The organism is Pseudomonas avellanae BPIC 631, from assembly GCF_000444135.1.
GTDB classification, from domain to species: Bacteria; Pseudomonadota; Gammaproteobacteria; order Pseudomonadales; family Pseudomonadaceae; genus Aquipseudomonas; species Aquipseudomonas avellanae.
This window is the reverse complement of sequence record NZ_ATDK01000330.1, coordinates 14,466-32,483: the sequence shown is the minus strand read 5'-3', so window position 1 is coordinate 32,483 and position 18,018 is coordinate 14,466. Positions and strand designations below refer to the sequence as shown.

4 protein-coding genes are annotated in these 18,018 nt (G+C 64.2%); all 4 read left to right on the top strand.

Features of this window, described 5'->3' with window-relative positions:
* Positions 1-32: 32 nt before the first annotated feature.
* Genes DW49_RS0120165 through DW49_RS0120150 form a run of 4 tightly spaced genes read left to right on the top strand, consistent with a single transcriptional unit; the run spans position 33 to position 18,010 of the window.
* Entirely contained in the window at positions 33-6,206 is a 6,174-nt protein-coding gene (locus DW49_RS0120165; RefSeq protein ID WP_024419608.1) for a non-ribosomal peptide synthetase, read from the top strand.
* Positions 6,203-7,429, top strand: coding sequence for an MFS transporter (locus tag DW49_RS0120160; RefSeq protein ID WP_005617746.1), 1,227 nt, complete (start codon positions 6,203-6,205; stop codon positions 7,427-7,429). The genes DW49_RS0120165 and DW49_RS0120160 overlap by 4 nt, the downstream gene beginning before the upstream one ends.
* The gene (locus tag DW49_RS0120155) at positions 7,416-16,931 is read left to right on the top strand and encodes a type I polyketide synthase (RefSeq protein WP_005617745.1); all 9,516 of its coding nucleotides are present in this window, start codon (positions 7,416-7,418) and stop codon (positions 16,929-16,931) included. The genes DW49_RS0120160 and DW49_RS0120155 overlap by 14 nt, the downstream gene beginning before the upstream one ends.
* Positions 16,928-18,010, top strand: a complete 1,083-nt coding sequence (locus DW49_RS0120150) for a Gfo/Idh/MocA family oxidoreductase (protein ID WP_024419610.1) — start codon at positions 16,928-16,930, stop codon at positions 18,008-18,010. Before DW49_RS0120155 ends, DW49_RS0120150 begins: the two co-directional genes overlap by 4 nt.
* The last annotated feature ends 8 nt before the right edge of the window (positions 18,011-18,018 follow it).

Here is an 18,018-nt window from a genome sequence, read left to right as displayed (position 1 = left end):
GGCACGAGTACTTGTCTGGATGGAGTCTCACCATGTACACATCGACCAGAAAAGCCTCGACTGCTCGCGGTACGCCACCTCAAGCTTTCGACCCCGCCCTGCTGGGCGAGGACATCGCCAGGCAACTGCGTCTGTCCCCGGAGCAACTGGCGGATGACGCCAACCTGTTGAAGCTGGGCATGGACTCGATGCACCTGATGGCCTGGCTCAACCGGTTTCGCCGTCTGGGTTTCAAAGTGACCCTCAGCGACCTCTATGACCAGCCGACACTGCACGGCTGGCAGCAACTGCTGGGCAGCGCGACCGTTCAAGTCAACAGCGCCCAGATCGCCGGCAACGACGAGCCGCTTGCGCTCATGAGCGACGGCCAGCCCTTCGCCCTGACCAGTGTGCAGCACGCTTATCTGGTGGGGCGCTCCAGTGAACAGCCGCTGGGTGGCGTGGGTTGTCATCTTTATCAGGAATTCGACGGCCACGGCCTGACACCGCAGGTGCTGGAAGCCGCCATTTATCGGTTGATCGAACGGCATCCGATGCTCAAGACGTGCTTTCTGGCCGACGGTCGTCAACAGTGGCAAGCGCATTCGGCCTGGCCGGGCCTCAAGGTTCATGACCTGCGCGATAGCGATAACACGCTTCGCCAGCAACGCCTGTCGGAGCTGCGCGAACAGCTGGGCCATCGTCGCCTTGACGTCGAAAACGGCGAAACCTTCGATTTTCAGCTGTGCCTGTTGCCCGACGGAGGAAACCGGCTGCTGGTCAACATTGACCTGCTGGTTGCCGATGCGGCCAGCTTCAATCAGTTGTTCGAAGAACTGATCGCGCTGATCGAAGACCGGCCGTTGCCGCCGTCGCCCGTCGATTACGATTTCTGCAGTTACCTGACGCAGGTAAAACGCAATGATCAGGCCCGCGTCGAGAAGGCCAAAGCCTGGTGGCTGGGACGTCTGGACGACCTGCCACTGGCACCGATTCTGCCGCTGGCGCAAGACCCTGAGCGCATCGCGCAGGTGCGCATCAGCCGCCGCCGCGGGCAGCTGGACGCAGCGCAATGGCATGCGTTCAAGGACCACGCTGGAACCGCTGGCGTGACGCCAACCATGGCGCTGGCCACGCTGTTCGGTGCAGTGCTGGGGCGCTGGAGCGGGCAGCAGTCGCTATTGCTCAACCTCACCCTGTTTGACCGCCAGCCTCTGAACCCGGCAGTCGCCAGCATGATCGCCGACTTCACCAATATCCTCGCGTTGCCGGTGAGCTGCTACGGGCAAGCCTTCGCGGAGCTGGCGCGAGCCAATCAGCAGTCGTTTGCCGAGGTTCACGAACACAGTGCGTGGTCGGGGGTAGAGGTGCTGCGCGAACTGAAGAAACGCCAGCGCCACCCGCACGGTGCGCCGCTGGTGTTCACCAGCAACCTGGGCCGCCCGCTGTTTGGCGAAGCCGCAGAGAACACGCTGGGCGCGCCCGGCTGGGGCATTTCCCAGACGCCGCAGGTGTGGATCGACCACCTGGCGTTCGAGCATCAGGGTCAGGTCTATCTGCAGTGGGACAGCAATAACCAGCTGTTTCCCAAGGGGCTGACCGACACCCTGTTCGACGTCTATTTCGAACACGTGCTGGCGCTGGTCGCAGACCCCGCGCACTGGTCACAACCCTTGCCCGACCTGATGCCTTGCGCCCAGCGTGCCGTCCGCGAACAGGCCAATGCCACCGGGCAGGCCATTCCTGAAGGGCTGCTGCACGACGCCGTTTTCCTCCAGGCCAAACGCACCCCGCAAGCTACCGCACTGATTCAGGACCAGCGCCGTCTGAGCTTCGCCCAATTGGCCGATCAGGCCAGTCGCCTGGCGGGCTGCCTGCAAGCCCTGGGTGTCACAGCGGGCGACACCGTGGCGGTCAGCATGACCAAGGACATCGGCCAGATTGTCAGTGTGCTGGGCATTCTCAAGGCTGGTGCGATCTATGTGCCCGTACCGCCGGACCAGCCATTGGCGCGGCGTATCGGCATTTATCAGGGTGCGCGGGTGAAATGCGTGCTGACCAGCGCCGATGAGCCTGACGAGCACGACATCGGCACGGTCCTGACCTGGCAGCAAGCCATCCTCAGCGAGCCGCTTCAGCACCAGGTACCCATCAGCGCACAGCAACCGGCCTATATCATCTACACCTCAGGCTCGACCGGTGAACCCAAGGGCGTGGTGATCAGCCATCAAAGCGCCTTGAACACCTGCGTGGACATCAGCCAGCGCCACGCCGTCAGCCCCCAAGACCGTGTGCTGGCGCTGTCGGCGCTGCATTTTGACCTGTCGGTGTATGACATCTTCGGTGTGCTCGGCGCAGGTGCTTCGCTGGTGCTGGTCAACGACCAGCAACGTCGCGACCCGGCGCTGTGGTGCAAGCTGATTGATGAACACGGCATTACCCTGTGGAACAGCGTACCTGCCCTGCTGGACATGTTGCTGACCTACAGCGAAGGCTTCGATCTGCACAGCCCGGCGAGCCTGAGGCTGGTGATGCTGTCCGGCGACTGGATCGGCCTGGACCTGCCGGAGCGCTATCACCAGTACCGCAGCGATGGTCGGTTTGTTGCCATGGGTGGTGCGACGGAAGCGGCCATCTGGTCCAACACCTGCACCGTGAGCCGGGTTGAGCCGCACTGGCGCTCGATCCCCTATGGCACGCCGCTGGCCAACCAGCGTTATCGCGTGGTTGACGAACTGGGCCGTGACTGCCCGGACTGGGTCGCCGGCGAGCTGTGGATCGGCGGCGTAGGTGTTGCACACGGCTATTTCAACGATGCCGAACGCAGCGCACGGCAGTTCGTCGAAGTGGCCGGCGAACGCTGGTACCGCACCGGCGACATGGGCTGTTACTGGCCGGACGGAACGCTGGAATTCCTCGGCCGTCGCGACAAGCAGGTCAAGGTCGGTGGCTACCGCATCGAACTGGGTGAGATCGACGCAGCCTTGAACCGCCTGGAAGGTGTCAAGTCAGCCATCAGCATGGCACCGGGCGAGCGGGAAAAAAGCCTGGTGGCGTTTGTCGTGCCGCACGGTTCCAGCCTGTGCAGCAGCGTCGAAGCCGACCCGCGCACACCGGCCGGTTACGCCGACTGGCTGACGCCTGTCACCGTCGCGACTGACACAACGGACGGTCTGCTGGCCGATTTCCTGCTTGAGCATCTGGCGTTCAACGGCATACCGTTCAGCCCCTCTCTGACGACCGCCCAGGTGTTACAGACCTACGGCAGCGAGACGCACTGGCACCCGCTTCTGACGCGCTGGCTGGAGTGGCTCGCAACACAGGATCGCCTGTGCCGCGACGTCGAGGGCGCGTGGCAACTCAATCATTCGAGCGCAAAGGCCACGTCGCACGACGTTGCGTCGGATGCACTCACACACGCCCTGCAGGCGCACCACGACGCCCTGCGCGACATGCTTTCAGGCAAGCGCAGCCCTCAGACCCTGCTCGAGCACCCTTACTGGGCTCCCGAACAACTGCTGATGCACGCTGACGGCAGCCGCGAAACACTCAATGCGCTCGCGACATCGCTGGCGGATCTGAGCAAACGCCTGCAACGCCCGGTGCGCCTGATCGAAGCCGGTGCCCGCAGCGCTGTCACCGGGGCGTTTCTGCTGGGGCGACTCGACGCAGCGCAGTTGCACTACACCGCCCTCGATACGTCACAGGCAATGGTCCTCAAGGCCCGCGAACGCCTCGCAGGCTTTATTCATGGCAGTGCGCGCCGCGACATCGACAGCGAGCGCCAGACGCTTGTTCACAGTGCCGACGTGTTGCTGATCAACAATCAGCTGCACCGCCTGGATGTGCCGCAAGCAGCGTTACAGCAGTGGACGCCACTCTGCGCGCCAGGCGCTGCGGTCTATGTGCTGGAGCTGGCGCAGGCCTCGGCGCTGGCACTGGTGAGCGCCGATTTGCTTAACGAAGGCCGCAGCGCAGCCGAACAATTGCATCACAGCGAGCACTGGACGGCGCTGCTGATGCAGGCCGGGCTTGCCGCCCCTGAAACGGATCGAGCGGGCGCCCTGCAACGCCTGATCCTGCGCGCGCCCGATGTGCTGCAGCGCCCCGACCCTGCCCGGCTTGCCAAGGCGCTGGCCAACGAACTGCCCGGCTACATGATTCCGCAGCGCCTGTATTTTCTCGACGCATTGCCGCTGACCGCCAACGGCAAGATCGATCATCAGGCACTGCTGCAACGGTGCAAACCTGCCGCCACACAACCCGACCAATGCCAAGCCCCTGAAAACGTCCGCGAACAGGTGCTCGCACAGCTCTGGCAGGAGCTGCTGCAGAGCGGCGCGGTGCATCGTCACAGCCAGTTCTTCCAGCTTGGCGGCGACAGCCTGCTGGCAACCCGACTGATCGGCGAACTGGCCGGGCGTGGCTACCGCGCCCGGCTCGACGACCTGTTCAACTTCCCGAGCCTGCACGCGTTCGCGGCGACGCTGGTGGAGCACAATGCTCCGGCAACCGTGCGGCTTGAACACGACCCGGCGGGTCGTTATCAGCCCTTTGCCCTGAGTGAAGTGCAGCAGGCTTATCTGGTCGGGCGTCAGCCAGGGTTCGTGCTGGGCGGCGTGGGCGCGCATTTCTTTGTCGAGTTCTGCGTCGAACGACTTGATGTCCAGTTGTTTCAAAACGCCTGGCAGCGCCTCATCGAACGTCACGACGTTCTGCGTGCCGTGGTCCGTGACGGCATGCTGCACGTGTTGCAGCAGGTCCCGGCCTTCATTCCCCGGCGGCATCGGGTAGCCGCGCTGGAGGGCAGCGAAGCCCTTGCACTGCGCGACCGGCTTTCCCATCAGGTGCTCGATGCCGGGCAATGGCCACTGTTCGATGCGCAGATCGTCGAAGATGGCAGCCCGCATAGCCGGATTTTCGTCAGCCTCGACAACCTGCTGCTCGACGGCATGAGCATGCAAATACTGTTGGCCGAACTTGAGACGCTGTACCTGCACCCCGAACAGGCGCTGGAGCCGATCGCTGTCGGCTTTCGCGACTACCAGTGCCTGCGCGCCAGCCAGCCGCCCTCGCCCGGCGCTCAGGCGTACTGGCAGCGGCGTATCGACAACCTGCCGCCTGCACCGCGCCTGCCGCTGCGCTGCGCACCAGCCGACGTCGGCACACCGCGCTTTGTGCGCCTGGCCGAGCGGCTGCCCGCATCCCGTTGGGAGCGTTTGAAAGCCCAGGCCAATCAGCACCAGTTGACACCCTCGGGGCTGCTGCTCAGCGCTTTTTCCGCCGTGCTGTCGGCCTGGAGCAGCGCGCCAGAGCTGACCCTCAACCTGACCTTGTTTGACCGTCAGCCACTGCACGCGCACATCGACCGGGTGCTGGGCGATTTCACCTCGCTGCTGTTGCTGGCCTGGCACCCCACCACTGACTGGCTTGGCAGTGCTCAAAATCTACAGCAGCGGCTGTGGCGTGACCTGGCCCAGCGCGATCACTCGGCGATCCGGGTCATGCGTGAACTGGCCAGCCGCCATGGCATGGCTGCCGCGCAGATGCCGGTGGTCTTCACCAGTGCGCTGGGGTTCGACAACGGCCGCTTCATGGCCCAATCGTCATGGCTCAAACCGGTCTGGGGCATCTCGCAGACGCCGCAGGTCTGGCTGGATCATCAGGTGTATGAATCCGAAGGCGACCTGTGCCTTAACTGGGATGCGGTCGAGGCGCTGTTCGACCCCAACGTGTTGCGCGCCATGTTCGACCAGTACCTTGCCCTGCTCGAACGACTGGCCGAAGACCCGCAGGCATGGGCCTTGCCCTTGGCGCAACTGGTTACACCCGGACAACCTGGCGCTGACGTGGCACCGTTGCCCCGCCCGCAACCGCTGCCATTACCATTGCCGCACGAGCCCGAACAACAGGCCGATGAACAGCTCGTCGATCAGATCCGGCATGCCTTTCATGAGGTGGTCGGCCTGAAATTGCAGGACTGTCGGCAGAACTTCTTCGACGCAGGCGCCAGTTCGCTGAAACTGGTGCAGTTGCACGTAAAACTGACCCAGCAAGGCCATCGGCAGTTGCAGGCCACTGACCTGTTCGGCTACCCGAATGCCCGCGCACTGGCGCAGCACTTGAGCCAGACGCAACCGGCAAACGACACGCGAGACCAACCCCGACAGGCGCAACTGACGCAAAGAAACGCCAGAAGGTTACGGCGCAGCGGAGGTGGCTCATGAGCCGCTACCTGCCTTATTGGTGTTACTACCTGCATCAGGGCATGCTCACCGCGCTGATTTTGCAGGGCGTGGTCGGTTATTTCCGCCATCAGGGGCTGGATCTGGCCAGCCTCAGCCTGCTGTCGCTGACATTCCTGCCCTGGATCGGCAAGTTTCTCTGGGCACCCTGGTGCGAGCGCCACAGCCTTGAATTGCGCGGCAATCACTACCTGGGCAGCCTGGTGCTACTGCAACTGTGCATGGCGCTGACGCTGCTGGCGATCGGCTTTCTTGCCCCGGAGCACTCGCTCTATCCGATCATGACCGGGCTGATGCTGCTGGCGCTGTTATCTGCCAGCCATGACATCTATGCCGATGGCATCACGATCACCACCAGCGACGCCGCCAGCCGTCCGTTCGCCAACACCGCACAAGTGGGTGGCAGCTATCTGGGGATCGTGTTCGGCTCGTTCGTGTTCCTGTTTCTGGCCGAGCACTGGGGCTGGCGCGCCGGTTTCATCGGTATGGCGACAATCTCGTTGCTACTGCTGCTGCCGGTCGGGTTGCTGCCGGCCAGCAACAGCATCGACGAACCGGCAGTCAAGCCAAAGCTCGACCGCAGCAGCTTTACCGCGTTGTGGCCCGCCCTGTGCCTGACCGCCATTTATTACCTCGCCATGCGCGGCCTGATGGCCATCCAAACCGTGCTGTTGATGGACAACGGAATGAGCCTTGCCCAACTGGGTCTGGCTTCGACGCTATACAGCACGGTGGCCAGTGCCATCGGCGTGCTGCTCGGCGGCTGGATGGCCAGACGCTTCGGTGCCTGGCGCTGCCTGCTGCCGGCCATGTTGCTGCACGCGCTCATCGCCCTGGCGGCCGCGCTTGGCGCACGCGTCTATGACCTTACCGCGTGGCTGGTGGTGTTCAGCCTGGTCAACATCGCCGCCGCGATAGGCTTCGTCACCCTTTACAACCTGCTGATGGGCGTGGTCCGCCCGCACCAGCCCGCCTCGGATTACGCCTTGCTGCAATCGGTCGATGCCGCCATTGCCATGCTGGCGTCGATAGCCGCTCTGCAATCGGCCCACTACCTGGGCTATCCGCCGCTGCTCGCGGTACTGGCGAGCATTGCCTTTATCTGTCTGTGGCCCGCATGGCGCCTGTGTCGCCGTCTTGAGCGCGCCACGCCCGCCAGCCCGTCTTTCACGCCTGCCCACGAGGTCATCCATGCCCACCCTTGAACACACCTACGGTGCCAGCGAGCCCATTGCGGTCATCGGCCTGGCCTGCCGTTTTCCCGGTGCCCGCGACAGCGCCGAGTATTGGCAAAACCTGCTGGCCGGTCTCGAGTGCAGCCGTCACTTCAGCCGTGAAGAACTGCTCGCCGCAGGGCTGTCAGCCGAGCTGATCGACAACCCGGACTTCGTCAATGTGGCAGCAATCATCGACGATCCTGACCGCTTCGACGCCGCCCTGTTCGGTTACTCGCGTCAGGAGGCCGAATCCATCGACCCGCAGCAGCGGCTGTTCCTGCAGACCGTCTGGCACGCGCTGGAACACGCCGGTTTCGCGCCTCGCGACGTGGCGCATAAAACCGGCGTATTTGCCTCCGGGCGCATGAGCACCTACCCGGGCCGAGACGCTATTCGCGTTACCGAAGTGGCGCAGGTCAAGGGCCTGCAGGCGCTGATGGGCAACGACAAGGATTACCTGGCCAGCCGCGCCGCCTACAAACTCAACCTGCGCGGCCCGGCCATGAGCGTGCAGACCGCCTGCTCAAGCTCGCTGGTGGCGGTGCACATGGCCTGTGAAAGCCTGCGCAGTGGCGAGTGCGAAATGGCCGTGGCAGGCGGCGTGGCCGTGTCGTTTCCGCAGCAGGCCGGTTACCTGTACCAGCCGGGTATGATTTTCTCACCCGACGGTCGCTGCCGCCCGTTTGACGCCAGTGCCCAGGGCACCTTTGCCGGTAACGGCGTCGGTGCCGTGACCCTGCGTCGCCTGGAGGACGCTTTGCGCGACGGCGACCCGGTATTGGCCGTGTTACGCGGCAGCGCGATCAATAACGATGGTCATCACAAGGTCGGCTACACCGCACCCTCGGTGATCGGTCAGCGTGAAGTCATCCAGGATGCCCTGCTGCTGGCCGACATCGATTGCGCCAGCATCGGCATGCTCGAGGCGCATGGCACCGGCACACCACTGGGCGACCCCATCGAGGTTCAGGCACTGCGTGATGCCTTCGCGCACCGCACGGACATCGGTGGCTGCGCGCTGGGTTCGGTGAAAGGCAACCTCGGCCACCTGGACACCGCCGCAGGCATCGCCAGCCTGATCAAGACCGTTCTGGCGGTCAGCCACGGGCGTATTCCGCCCAGCATCAATGTCGAGCGGGTCAACCCGGCGCTGCAACTGGAACAAAGCCCGTTTTACGTCCCTACCCAGGACCGTTCATGGCCGGCCGGACCACGCCGCGCCGGTGTGTCGTCATTCGGCATTGGTGGCACCAACTGCCATGTGATTGTCGAAGCACTGCCCGACGCATTGCGCACCTCAGGCCCGGTGGCGCAGGCCAGTGCTCTGCTGCTCAGTGCTGCCAGCCAGCACTCGTTGCGCCAACTGGCGGGCCTTTACGCCGAACGCCTGCACGCGACGGCCCCTGCCTTCGACCTCGCACACACCGCGTTACATGCCCGGCAACTGAACCTGCCGTTTCGTCTGGCGGTGCCGTTGCACGAAGAAACCGCCCCGGCGCTGCAGGCGTTTGCCCAGGGCGGCAGCGATGCCTTGCTGTATCAAGGACAGGCTAGCCAGGGCGCGCAGGTATGGCTATGCAGCGGACAGGGCAGTCAGTGGGCCGGAATGGGCAAAAGCCTCTACGGTCAGTCGAAGGCCTTCAGCGAAAGTCTGGACCGCAGCTTTGCAGCCTGTGCCGCGCACCTGCAACCCTCGTTGCAATCGGTCATGTTCGGCGACCACGCAGAGCTGATCGACCGCATGGATTACGCGCAGCCGGCCATCGTCGCCTTTGAAGTGGCGATGGCGGCTCACTGGCGCGAGGCGGGCCTGAGCCCGGACCTGTTGATCGGCCATTCGGTGGGTGAATTCGCTGCCGTGGTCATCGCCGGGATCTATCGACTGGAAGACATCCTGCCGCTGGTGATCATCCGCGGCCGGCTGATGAACCAGTGCGCGGCACAAGGCTCGATGCTCGCGGTGTTCTGCGACGCGGCAACGCTGCAGCCTCTGGCGCTTGAACACGGCGTGGAAATCGCCGTGCATAACGCAGAGCAGCATCTGGTGGCCTCCGGTGACCGCCACGCCATCGACGCACTGGCGCAAACGCTGCAAGAGCGAAACCTGCGGCATAACCATCTGAGCGTGGCCGGCGCGGCGCACTCGCGCTTGCTGGACCCGATTCTCGATGAGTTCCAGCAAGCCAGTGCAGCTTTGCGCCCCGCCCCGGCGAAAATACCGCTGATCTCGACCCTGACTGGCCAACCGCTGAGCCACGCCGAGCTTGAGTGCGGCGATTACTGGCGCAGGCACCTGCGTGAACCGGTGCGCTATCACCAGGCACTGACTCACGCCTTGCAAACCGGCGTGACGATCGCGCTGGAACTGGGTGCCGATGCACCATTGACCGGCATCGGCACGCGCCTGGAACACGCCGGCGTGCACTGGATCGCCAGTGCCCGCCGCCATAAACCAGCTACCACCGTCTTGCAGGATAGCCTGCTGCGCCTGTTCGCCGCTGGCGCCGCCTTGCCGTGGCGCACCCTGTTGCCCTCGGTCGGCAAGCGCATCCATGCCCCGCTGTATGTTTTTGACGAGCAGCGCTACTGGTGCGATGCGCAGCAACAACCGGTCACGCAAACGCCGGATCTGTTGCTGGAGGCCGGTCGCAAGGTCGTGTTGCAGGAAGGCGCCAATCTGGACCTGCCACGCCTGGAGCGCCTGTATCACTGCGTGACCCAACTGCATGCCATCTACGTTGACCAGATGGTTCGTCAGTGTGTGCACGCGAGCATAGATCAGGGTGCCGAGCCGCTGAGTATCCTGCGTGGGGGCCGGTTGCTGCCGCGCCATCGGCAACTGCTGGTGCGTCTGCTCAATGCCTGTGTCGAGGATGGCTATTACACCCTTGAACACGGCCGTTACCGCAGCGCCCGGTCCATCCCCTACGAACAGCGCCCGGCATTGCTGGCTGAGCTGCGCAGTTGCTGTGAAGAGCTGGACGTGATCGCTGACACCGTCGAGCGGGCGGGAGAGCAACTCTTCGCCATGATGAGCGGTGCGGTGGAGCCGGTGTCGGTGATCTTTCCGGAGAGCGCTTCCAGCGGTGTTGAAGTGCTGTATCAGCAATTCAGCTTCGGCCGCTATTTCAATCAGATCGCAGCAGGTGTGATCACCGGGCTGATCCACGAACATCAGCACTCCGGACGCGGGCCGCTGCGTATTCTGGAAGTCGGGGGCGGCACCGGTGGCACCACCGCCTGGCTGCTCCCGGAACTGCGCAACGTCGCCGATGTGCGTTATTGCTTCACGGACATTTCCGCGCTGTTCAGTCGCCGCGCCGAAGAAAAGTTCAGCGAGTACGATTTTGTCGAGTATGCCCAGTTCGACCTGCAAAAACCCGCCAGCGAGCAGGGTTTCCGGGCCGGGCACTACGACCTGATCGTTGCCGCCAACGTGATCCACGCCACCCAGCACGTGGGCCAGACCCTGCGCAACCTGCGCCCGTTGCTCAAGACGGGCGGCGCGCTGTTGATGCGCGAGATTACTCGTCCGATGCGCCTGTTCGATTTTGTCTTCGGCCCGTTGGTATTGCCGCTGCATGACGAGCAGGCGCGCGGTGGTGAACTGTTCCTGTCCACCGAACACTGGCAGCAACAATGCCTGGAAAGCGGCTTTGAACGCCTCGACTGGCTGCCCGACGATGGCAGCGCCACCGCCGGTATCAGCGAACACATCCTGCTGGCACGCACCCAGGCCGCCAACGTTGCGCCAGCCCTGCTCACCGCCGGGCACGACAGCGGCAGCACGGTGCTGGGCAGGCAACTGGGCGAACACTTTTACCAGCCCGACTGGACAGATTGCGCAGGCCAGCCGCAACGCTGGAAGACACGCTTGCAGGAAGCCTGTGAACAACTGGCCGCGCGCCACGGCGATGCTCGCCGCGCTCCCGTATTTACCCGCGCGGTGCCGTTGCCCGAAACCCTGACCGGCCTGGCGCTGCACTGGAGTGCCGAGCCATTCGGGGAGGCCAGCGTCGAGCTCAAGCAGTGCAATGATCAGGGGCAATGGCAGCGGCTCGGCAGTGCCGACAACCGTTCTGAGCGCCTCACCACACTGCCCGCCGCAAACACTGCATCCGGCACCCATTACGTCTGGCAATGGGCGCCAGTGAATGCCCAGGATACCCCGTTGGCGAGACTGCGCGTCGAACCGGCCAGCGTCCGTCCGGCACTGGCCGCCGTTGGCGTGGCCCATGACCCGGAGGCTTCAGCGTGCCTGCTGATTGTGCAAGGCGGCTCGCTGGCGGAGGTCGCCAGCCAGGTGCTCGATGCGGTGAAAGCCGACACCGGGCAACCTCTGCTGGTGGTCACCCGCAACGCGTGGTCACTGGCTGCCGATCACACGGTAAAACCCGAGCAACGCGCACTGTGGGGCTTGCTGCGGGTTGCCTGCGCCGAACAACCGGAGCGCGCACTGGCTGTCATTGACCTGGATAGCAGCAAGCTCAACGGTAGCGATGACTGGCAGGCGCTGCTGCCGGGCTTGAAGGCGGCGCAAAGCGGTGAGCGCTGGATTGCCGTGCGTGACGGCGTCGCACAGGTGCAGACGCTCAGCGTTCAGCTTCATCAGAGCGTCAGCCTCCCGGCACAAAGCTTCAAAGACACCGGCTGGCATATCGTGACCGGCGCATTCGGCGGCCTGGGTCGCCTGAGCAGCCATTGGCTGGCCGATCAGGGCGCGTCGCGCATCGCCCTGCTTGCGCCACGCTGCCCGCATGACGGCGAACAGTGGATCGACACCCTGCAACAGCACTATGGCTGTGAAATACGCTGGATGGCCTGCGATGTCAGTGATCAGGCTGCGCTGGCGGCCTGCCTCGACGCGCTGCGGGACGAGGGCGGCCTGAGCGGCGCGATCCACAGCGCCGGCGTGCTGGACGACACGCCGCTGAGCAACCTCGACGCCGCGCGCATGCAGCCGCTGCTGCAGGTCAAATGCTCGGCAGCCCGCCAACTGCAGACGGCGCTGGCGGATCAGGGTCGCTACCTGCTGCTGTATTCCTCGGCTGCCGCCAGCCTCGGCGCAGCGGGCCAAGGGGCTCATGCGCTGGCCAGTGCCTACCTGGACGGACTGGCCGAATCGCAAACCGACGCCCGCCTGCACACGGTCAGTATCGCGTGGGGCGCCTGGGGCGAAACCGGACGCGCAGCTGACGACCAACTGCATGCGCAACTGGCACTCGGCGGCATGGGTACGCTGGCAACCAGCGAAGGCTTGTGGCACCTGGAACAGGCGGTCATGCGCAATTCGCCGTGGCGTCTGGCGATGCGTATAGACCCTGAGCGCATCGATCCGCGCCGGCGTCTGCTGACGCAGCACATCGAGCAACCCGCGACGCGGACGCCCGCGAAAAACAGTCGCCACAGCGATGCACTCCCGGCACCGACCCTGACCGGTGATCCGCAGGCAGATCAACATGCGCTCAGCCAGTGGTTGAGCGCATCGATCTGCCGTCAGTTGCGCCTGAGCCCTGACGCTGCACCGGCGCATAATCAGGACCTGATGCAACTGGGCCTCGACTCGTTACTGTTCCTTGAGCTGAGCAGCGACATCCAGCGCCAATTGGGCGTTCGTCTGGACGCCGAACAGGCGTACCGCGACCTGAGCATTCGTGGCCTGAGCGCACTGTTGCTGTCCAGCACCGAAAAAGCGCCGCTTGCAGCCCGTGACACTGTCATCGTGCCGCAACCCGATAGCCGCTTCGAGCCTTTCCCGCTGACGCCTATCCAGCACGCTTACTGGCTGGGCCGCACCGACCTGATCGATTACGGCGGCGTGGCCTGCCATGTGCTGTTTGAATGGGACAAGGCTTACGTAGACTTCGACCTGACCCGCTTCGAGCAGGCCTGGAACGCACTGATCGCCCGTCATGACATGCTGCGCATGGTGATCGACAGTGACGGCCGCCAGCGCATTCTGCACAACACGCCCTGGTATCGCCTGCCACGCAACGACCTGCGCGAGTTGCCTGCTGAACAACAGCAACAACGCCTGCTGGACATTCGTGAAGACATGTCTTATCGCGTCTTGCCCACCGACTGCTGGCCGCTGTTTGAAGTCACGGTCAGCGAACTCGACGCCGGGCATTGCCGTCTGCACATGAACCTCGACCTGCTGCTGTTCGACGTGCAGAGCTTCAAGGTGATGATGGACGATCTGGCCAGCGCCTACGCCGGCCAGACACTCAAGCCGCTGGAACTGACCTTCCGCGACTACGTGATGGCTGACCTGGCACAGCGCGACAGCCTGCAATGGCGACAAGCCTGGCGCTACTGGCAGGACACGCTGGAACAGTTGCCTGGCGCACCGCAATTGCCACTGGCAGACAGCCCGCCAAAGGGCCAGCCACGTTTCCGGACCGTTCAGGGCAAACTCGACGCGGCGCAATGGAACCGTTTCAAGGCGCACTGTCAGCACGTGGGTGTGACGGCCTCTGCCGCGCTGCTGGCGTTGTTCGCCCAGACGCTGGAAAGTGTCAGCCGCACCCCGGAATTCACCCTCAACCTGACCTACTTCAACCGTCGGCCCCTGCACCCGCAGGTTCAGCAACTGATCGGTGACTTCACGTCAGTGTTGTTGATCGATTTCCAGTTGGGGCGCGGTGAAAGCCCAGGTCAGGTCATGGCCAGCACGCAGGCGAGGCTCTGGCAGCGCCTGGCACACACCGCCGTGAACGGCGTGGAATTGATGCGCGAACTCGGCCGTCGTCAGGGGCTGACGCGTCAACCGGCCATGCCGGTGGTGTTCACCAGCATGCTCGGCATGTCGCTGGACGGCAAAGCCATCGACCAGGCCATGACCTCGACCCTCGGCGACCCGGTGCACGTCTTCACTCAGACCCCGCAAGTCTGGCTGGACCATCAGGTGATGGAAATCGACGGCGAGCTGGTGTTCAGTTGGTATTGCATGGAAGACGTGCTCGCCGACGGCTTGATCGATAGCCTGTTTCAGAGCTATTGCGACCTGTTACAAACGCTGGCCGACCAACCGCAGGGCTTCGACAGTCTGCCCGAGCTGCCACGCCACGACTGGTCGGTGAACCTGGACGGCGAGCGCTTCGACCCGCAACAGCTCGAAGCACAGTTGCGTCGTGAGCCGGGGGTGCAAAGCGCGCGCGTCAGCGTCGATCGCGAAGGTCGTAGCCTGCTTGGCGAGTTGATCAGCCAGTCACCGAGCGCGGTCGATGAAGCGTTGTGCGCCCCGCTGCCACTGCCGCTGAGCGAGTTGCCGCAACTGAGTGAAGCGCAACGCCTGGAAGTTGACCTGACCTGGCAGGCGCTGGAAAGCCGCGCTCGTGAAGGTATTCTGAGCACCCTGCAAAAGCGCGGGCTGTTCAGTGAAGCCGGGCAGCGTCATGACCTGGCACAGGTGATGACCCGACTGGGCGCGCAGCCGCAATTTGCGGGCCTGTTGCGCCAATGGCTGGCAATGCTCTGCCAGCAACGCCGCGTGCAGCAGGACGGCCAGCACTATCAGGCCCTGCCCGCGCAGGCGCTTCAAGCCGCTGGCCAGATGCTCCCCGACGCCGAGTGGAGCCAGACGCTTGGCACGTACCTTAACGCCTGTATCGAACAGCACGCAGAACTGCTGCGCGGTGATTGTTCGCCGTTGAGCCTGTTGTTCGGTCACAGCGATGCCGTCGTTCAGGCCCTCTACAGCAACAACCCGGTGCTGCACTGCCTGAACAGCGCACTGGCGCAAACTGCCAAAGCGCTGGCGGGCACACGTCGCGACCTGCGGGTGCTGGAAGTCGGTGCTGGCACCGGTGCGACAACCCGGCACCTGTTGCCGATGCTTGAAGAACACTTGAGCGAATACCGCTTCACTGATGTGTCCAATCTGTTTCTCACCCAGGCCCAGGAGAATTTCGCTGCCTGGCCACAACTGACCTGCTCGATGCTCGACGTCAACCAACCGGTGGATTTCAGCCAGCACCCGGCTCAAGGCTACGACTTGGTCGTGGCGGTCAACGTGATGCACGACGCCGCGCATGTCACACGCTCGCTCAAGCGTCTGCACCGCCTGTTACGCAGCGGTGGGCATTTGCTGTTGCTGGAAGCCACCGAACGCGACAGCGCGCTGCAACTGGCGAGCATCGGCTTTATCGAAGGGCTGAGCAACTTTGAAGACGAGCGCAGCGAAGACGACAAGGCCATGCTCGATCTGCCGCGCTGGCGCACTGCCGTGCAGGCATCGGGGTTCAGTTGGGTCATGAACTGGCCACAGCAGGCCGACGACAGCATGCGTCAGCACTTCATGCTCGCCAGAGCCGAAGGCATCAGCCATCTGGACCTGGCGGCCGTGGCCGATCACCTGGAGCCACACCCTGCACAATGGCCACTGGCATTGCGTCAGGTGGAACAAGTGGTTACAGCGCCTGCGGCCAGACAAACCCCGCAACAGACCCGCGACTCGGGGCCGCGCCGGGAGGCTGATCCGGCATTGCTGGAGGCCGTTTCGCAGCTCTGGCAGGAGCTGCTCGGCCAACCTGTCGAAGCCGACAGCGACTTCTTCCTCAGCGGCGGCGACAGCCTGATCGCCACGCGCATGATCGCCCGCCTGAACCGCATGGGGCATTCCGGCAGCAGCCTGCGCAACCTGTTCGACACCCCACGGCTGAGTGATTTCTGCGCCACCCTGCTCGACCACAGCGTGCAGACCGATGACAACCCGCTGGCGCTGGCCAGAGGGCGTAACACGCTGTCGCTGTTCGTGTTCCATGCCTCGGATGGCGAGGTCAGCGCTTATCTGCCGCTGGCACAGGCGCTGGACATGCAGGTGTTCGGGCTACAAGCGACGAATGCGCTGGGCACTGATTCGCTCAAGGCGCTGGCCGCCCAGTACCTGCAGGCCATTCGTCGTCAGCAGGCCAGCGGGCCTTACGTGCTGCTGGGCTGGTCGTACGGCACCTTCGTGGCCGAAGAAACCGCGCGTCTGCTGCTGCGCCAGGGTGAGCAGGTACGCCTGATTCTTCTTGATCCAGTGTGCCGCGCGGACTTTCGCTTCGATGATCGCCCAGGCTTGTTGCGCCTGATGGCCGAGGGCGCAAAAAGCATCGCCCTGCCTGACGACCTCGAACAATTGCCGGCCGCCGAGCAATTGAACGTGTTCATGAACAACGCCACGCAGGCCGGCGTGCTGAAAAACCCGCCACAAGCGCAGCAGGCCGAACAGTGGCTGCAGCGCATCGAGCACCTGATGACGCTGCTGGCGCAACACTCGCATCCACGACAACTGGACCTGCCCTGCCTGTGGCTGAGCGCCGAAGGCCGCCCGCAGCACTGGCTGCCCGCCGAGCAGGACTGGCAGGAATGGGCCGCTACGGCGTGCCGCGAATCGATACCGTGCGATCACTGGCAACTGCTGCTCGACACCGATCAGGTTCAGCGTACTGCCGCGTCGATCCGCGACTGGCTGGCCGCCACCCACAAGGAGAGTCATCCATGAAAAGGCCATTGAAGGTGCTTGTTGTCGGGGCCAAGTTCGGGGAGCTGTACCTCAACAGTTTTCTGCTCGAACAGCCCGGTTTGCAGCTGGCCGGGCTGCTCGCCAACGGCAGCCCGCGCGCCAGAGCGCTGGCCAACGCGTTCGGCATCGCACTGTATACCGATGTCGAGCAACTGCCGGACGACCTGGACATTGCCTGCTTGGTGGTGCGCTCGGCGGTGGTCGGCGGGGCCGGTGGGCAATTGACCGAGCGCCTGCTGCAACGCGGGCTGCATGTCATTCAAGAGCACCCGGTGCACCCGGATGAAATCGTTCGGCATCAGCAACTGGCCACCCTGATGGGCTGCCAGTACATCGTCAACAGCTTCTACCCGCACACCGAGGCGGGCCGCTGCTGGAGCGGCACGGCGCAACGCATCTCGCGGCTGCTCGACGGCCGCAAACCCAGCCTGGCACAGTTGACCACCAGTCGCCAGCTGCTCTACTCGGGCCTGGACCTGCTGTTTCAGGCGCTGGGCTGCGATCTGGCCAGGCAGGTCAGCGTCAGCCTGCTCGATGGCGACGATGACTTTCATACCCTGTCGCTGAACCTGCCGGATGGCCGCGTGCTGCTGCGCCTGCAACGCTGGATGGCGGCCGACGATCCGGACCTGCACAGTCTGGTCATGCACCAGCTCAATCTGGCGTGGCCCAGTGGCTACCTGTCGCTGGACGCCACCTACGGCCCGGTCAACTGGACACCTGCGCTGCACGCCGAGGCCCATGACGACGATCGCCAGACCCTCTACACCAGCAACGCCGACTACCTGCAGCACGCAACCGCGATGCCGTTACACCCGGCAGCCAGTCACTGGCGTAGCGCGCATGAAATCGAAGGGCCTGCCGGTGTCGCCTGGCTGCTGCAACAACTGCTGGCTGTCCTGCAAGGCCAGCCCCGCGCCGACGGCCTGCAGGCGGATTATCAGTTAGCCGTGGCCAGGCTCTGGCAAGACATCCTGCGCTGCGCCGGACCCGCCGAGCAGCGCATGGCCAGCGCGCCGCTTTTCATTGATGCCGCGCAACTGCGGGCGGAGGGTTGATCGCATGG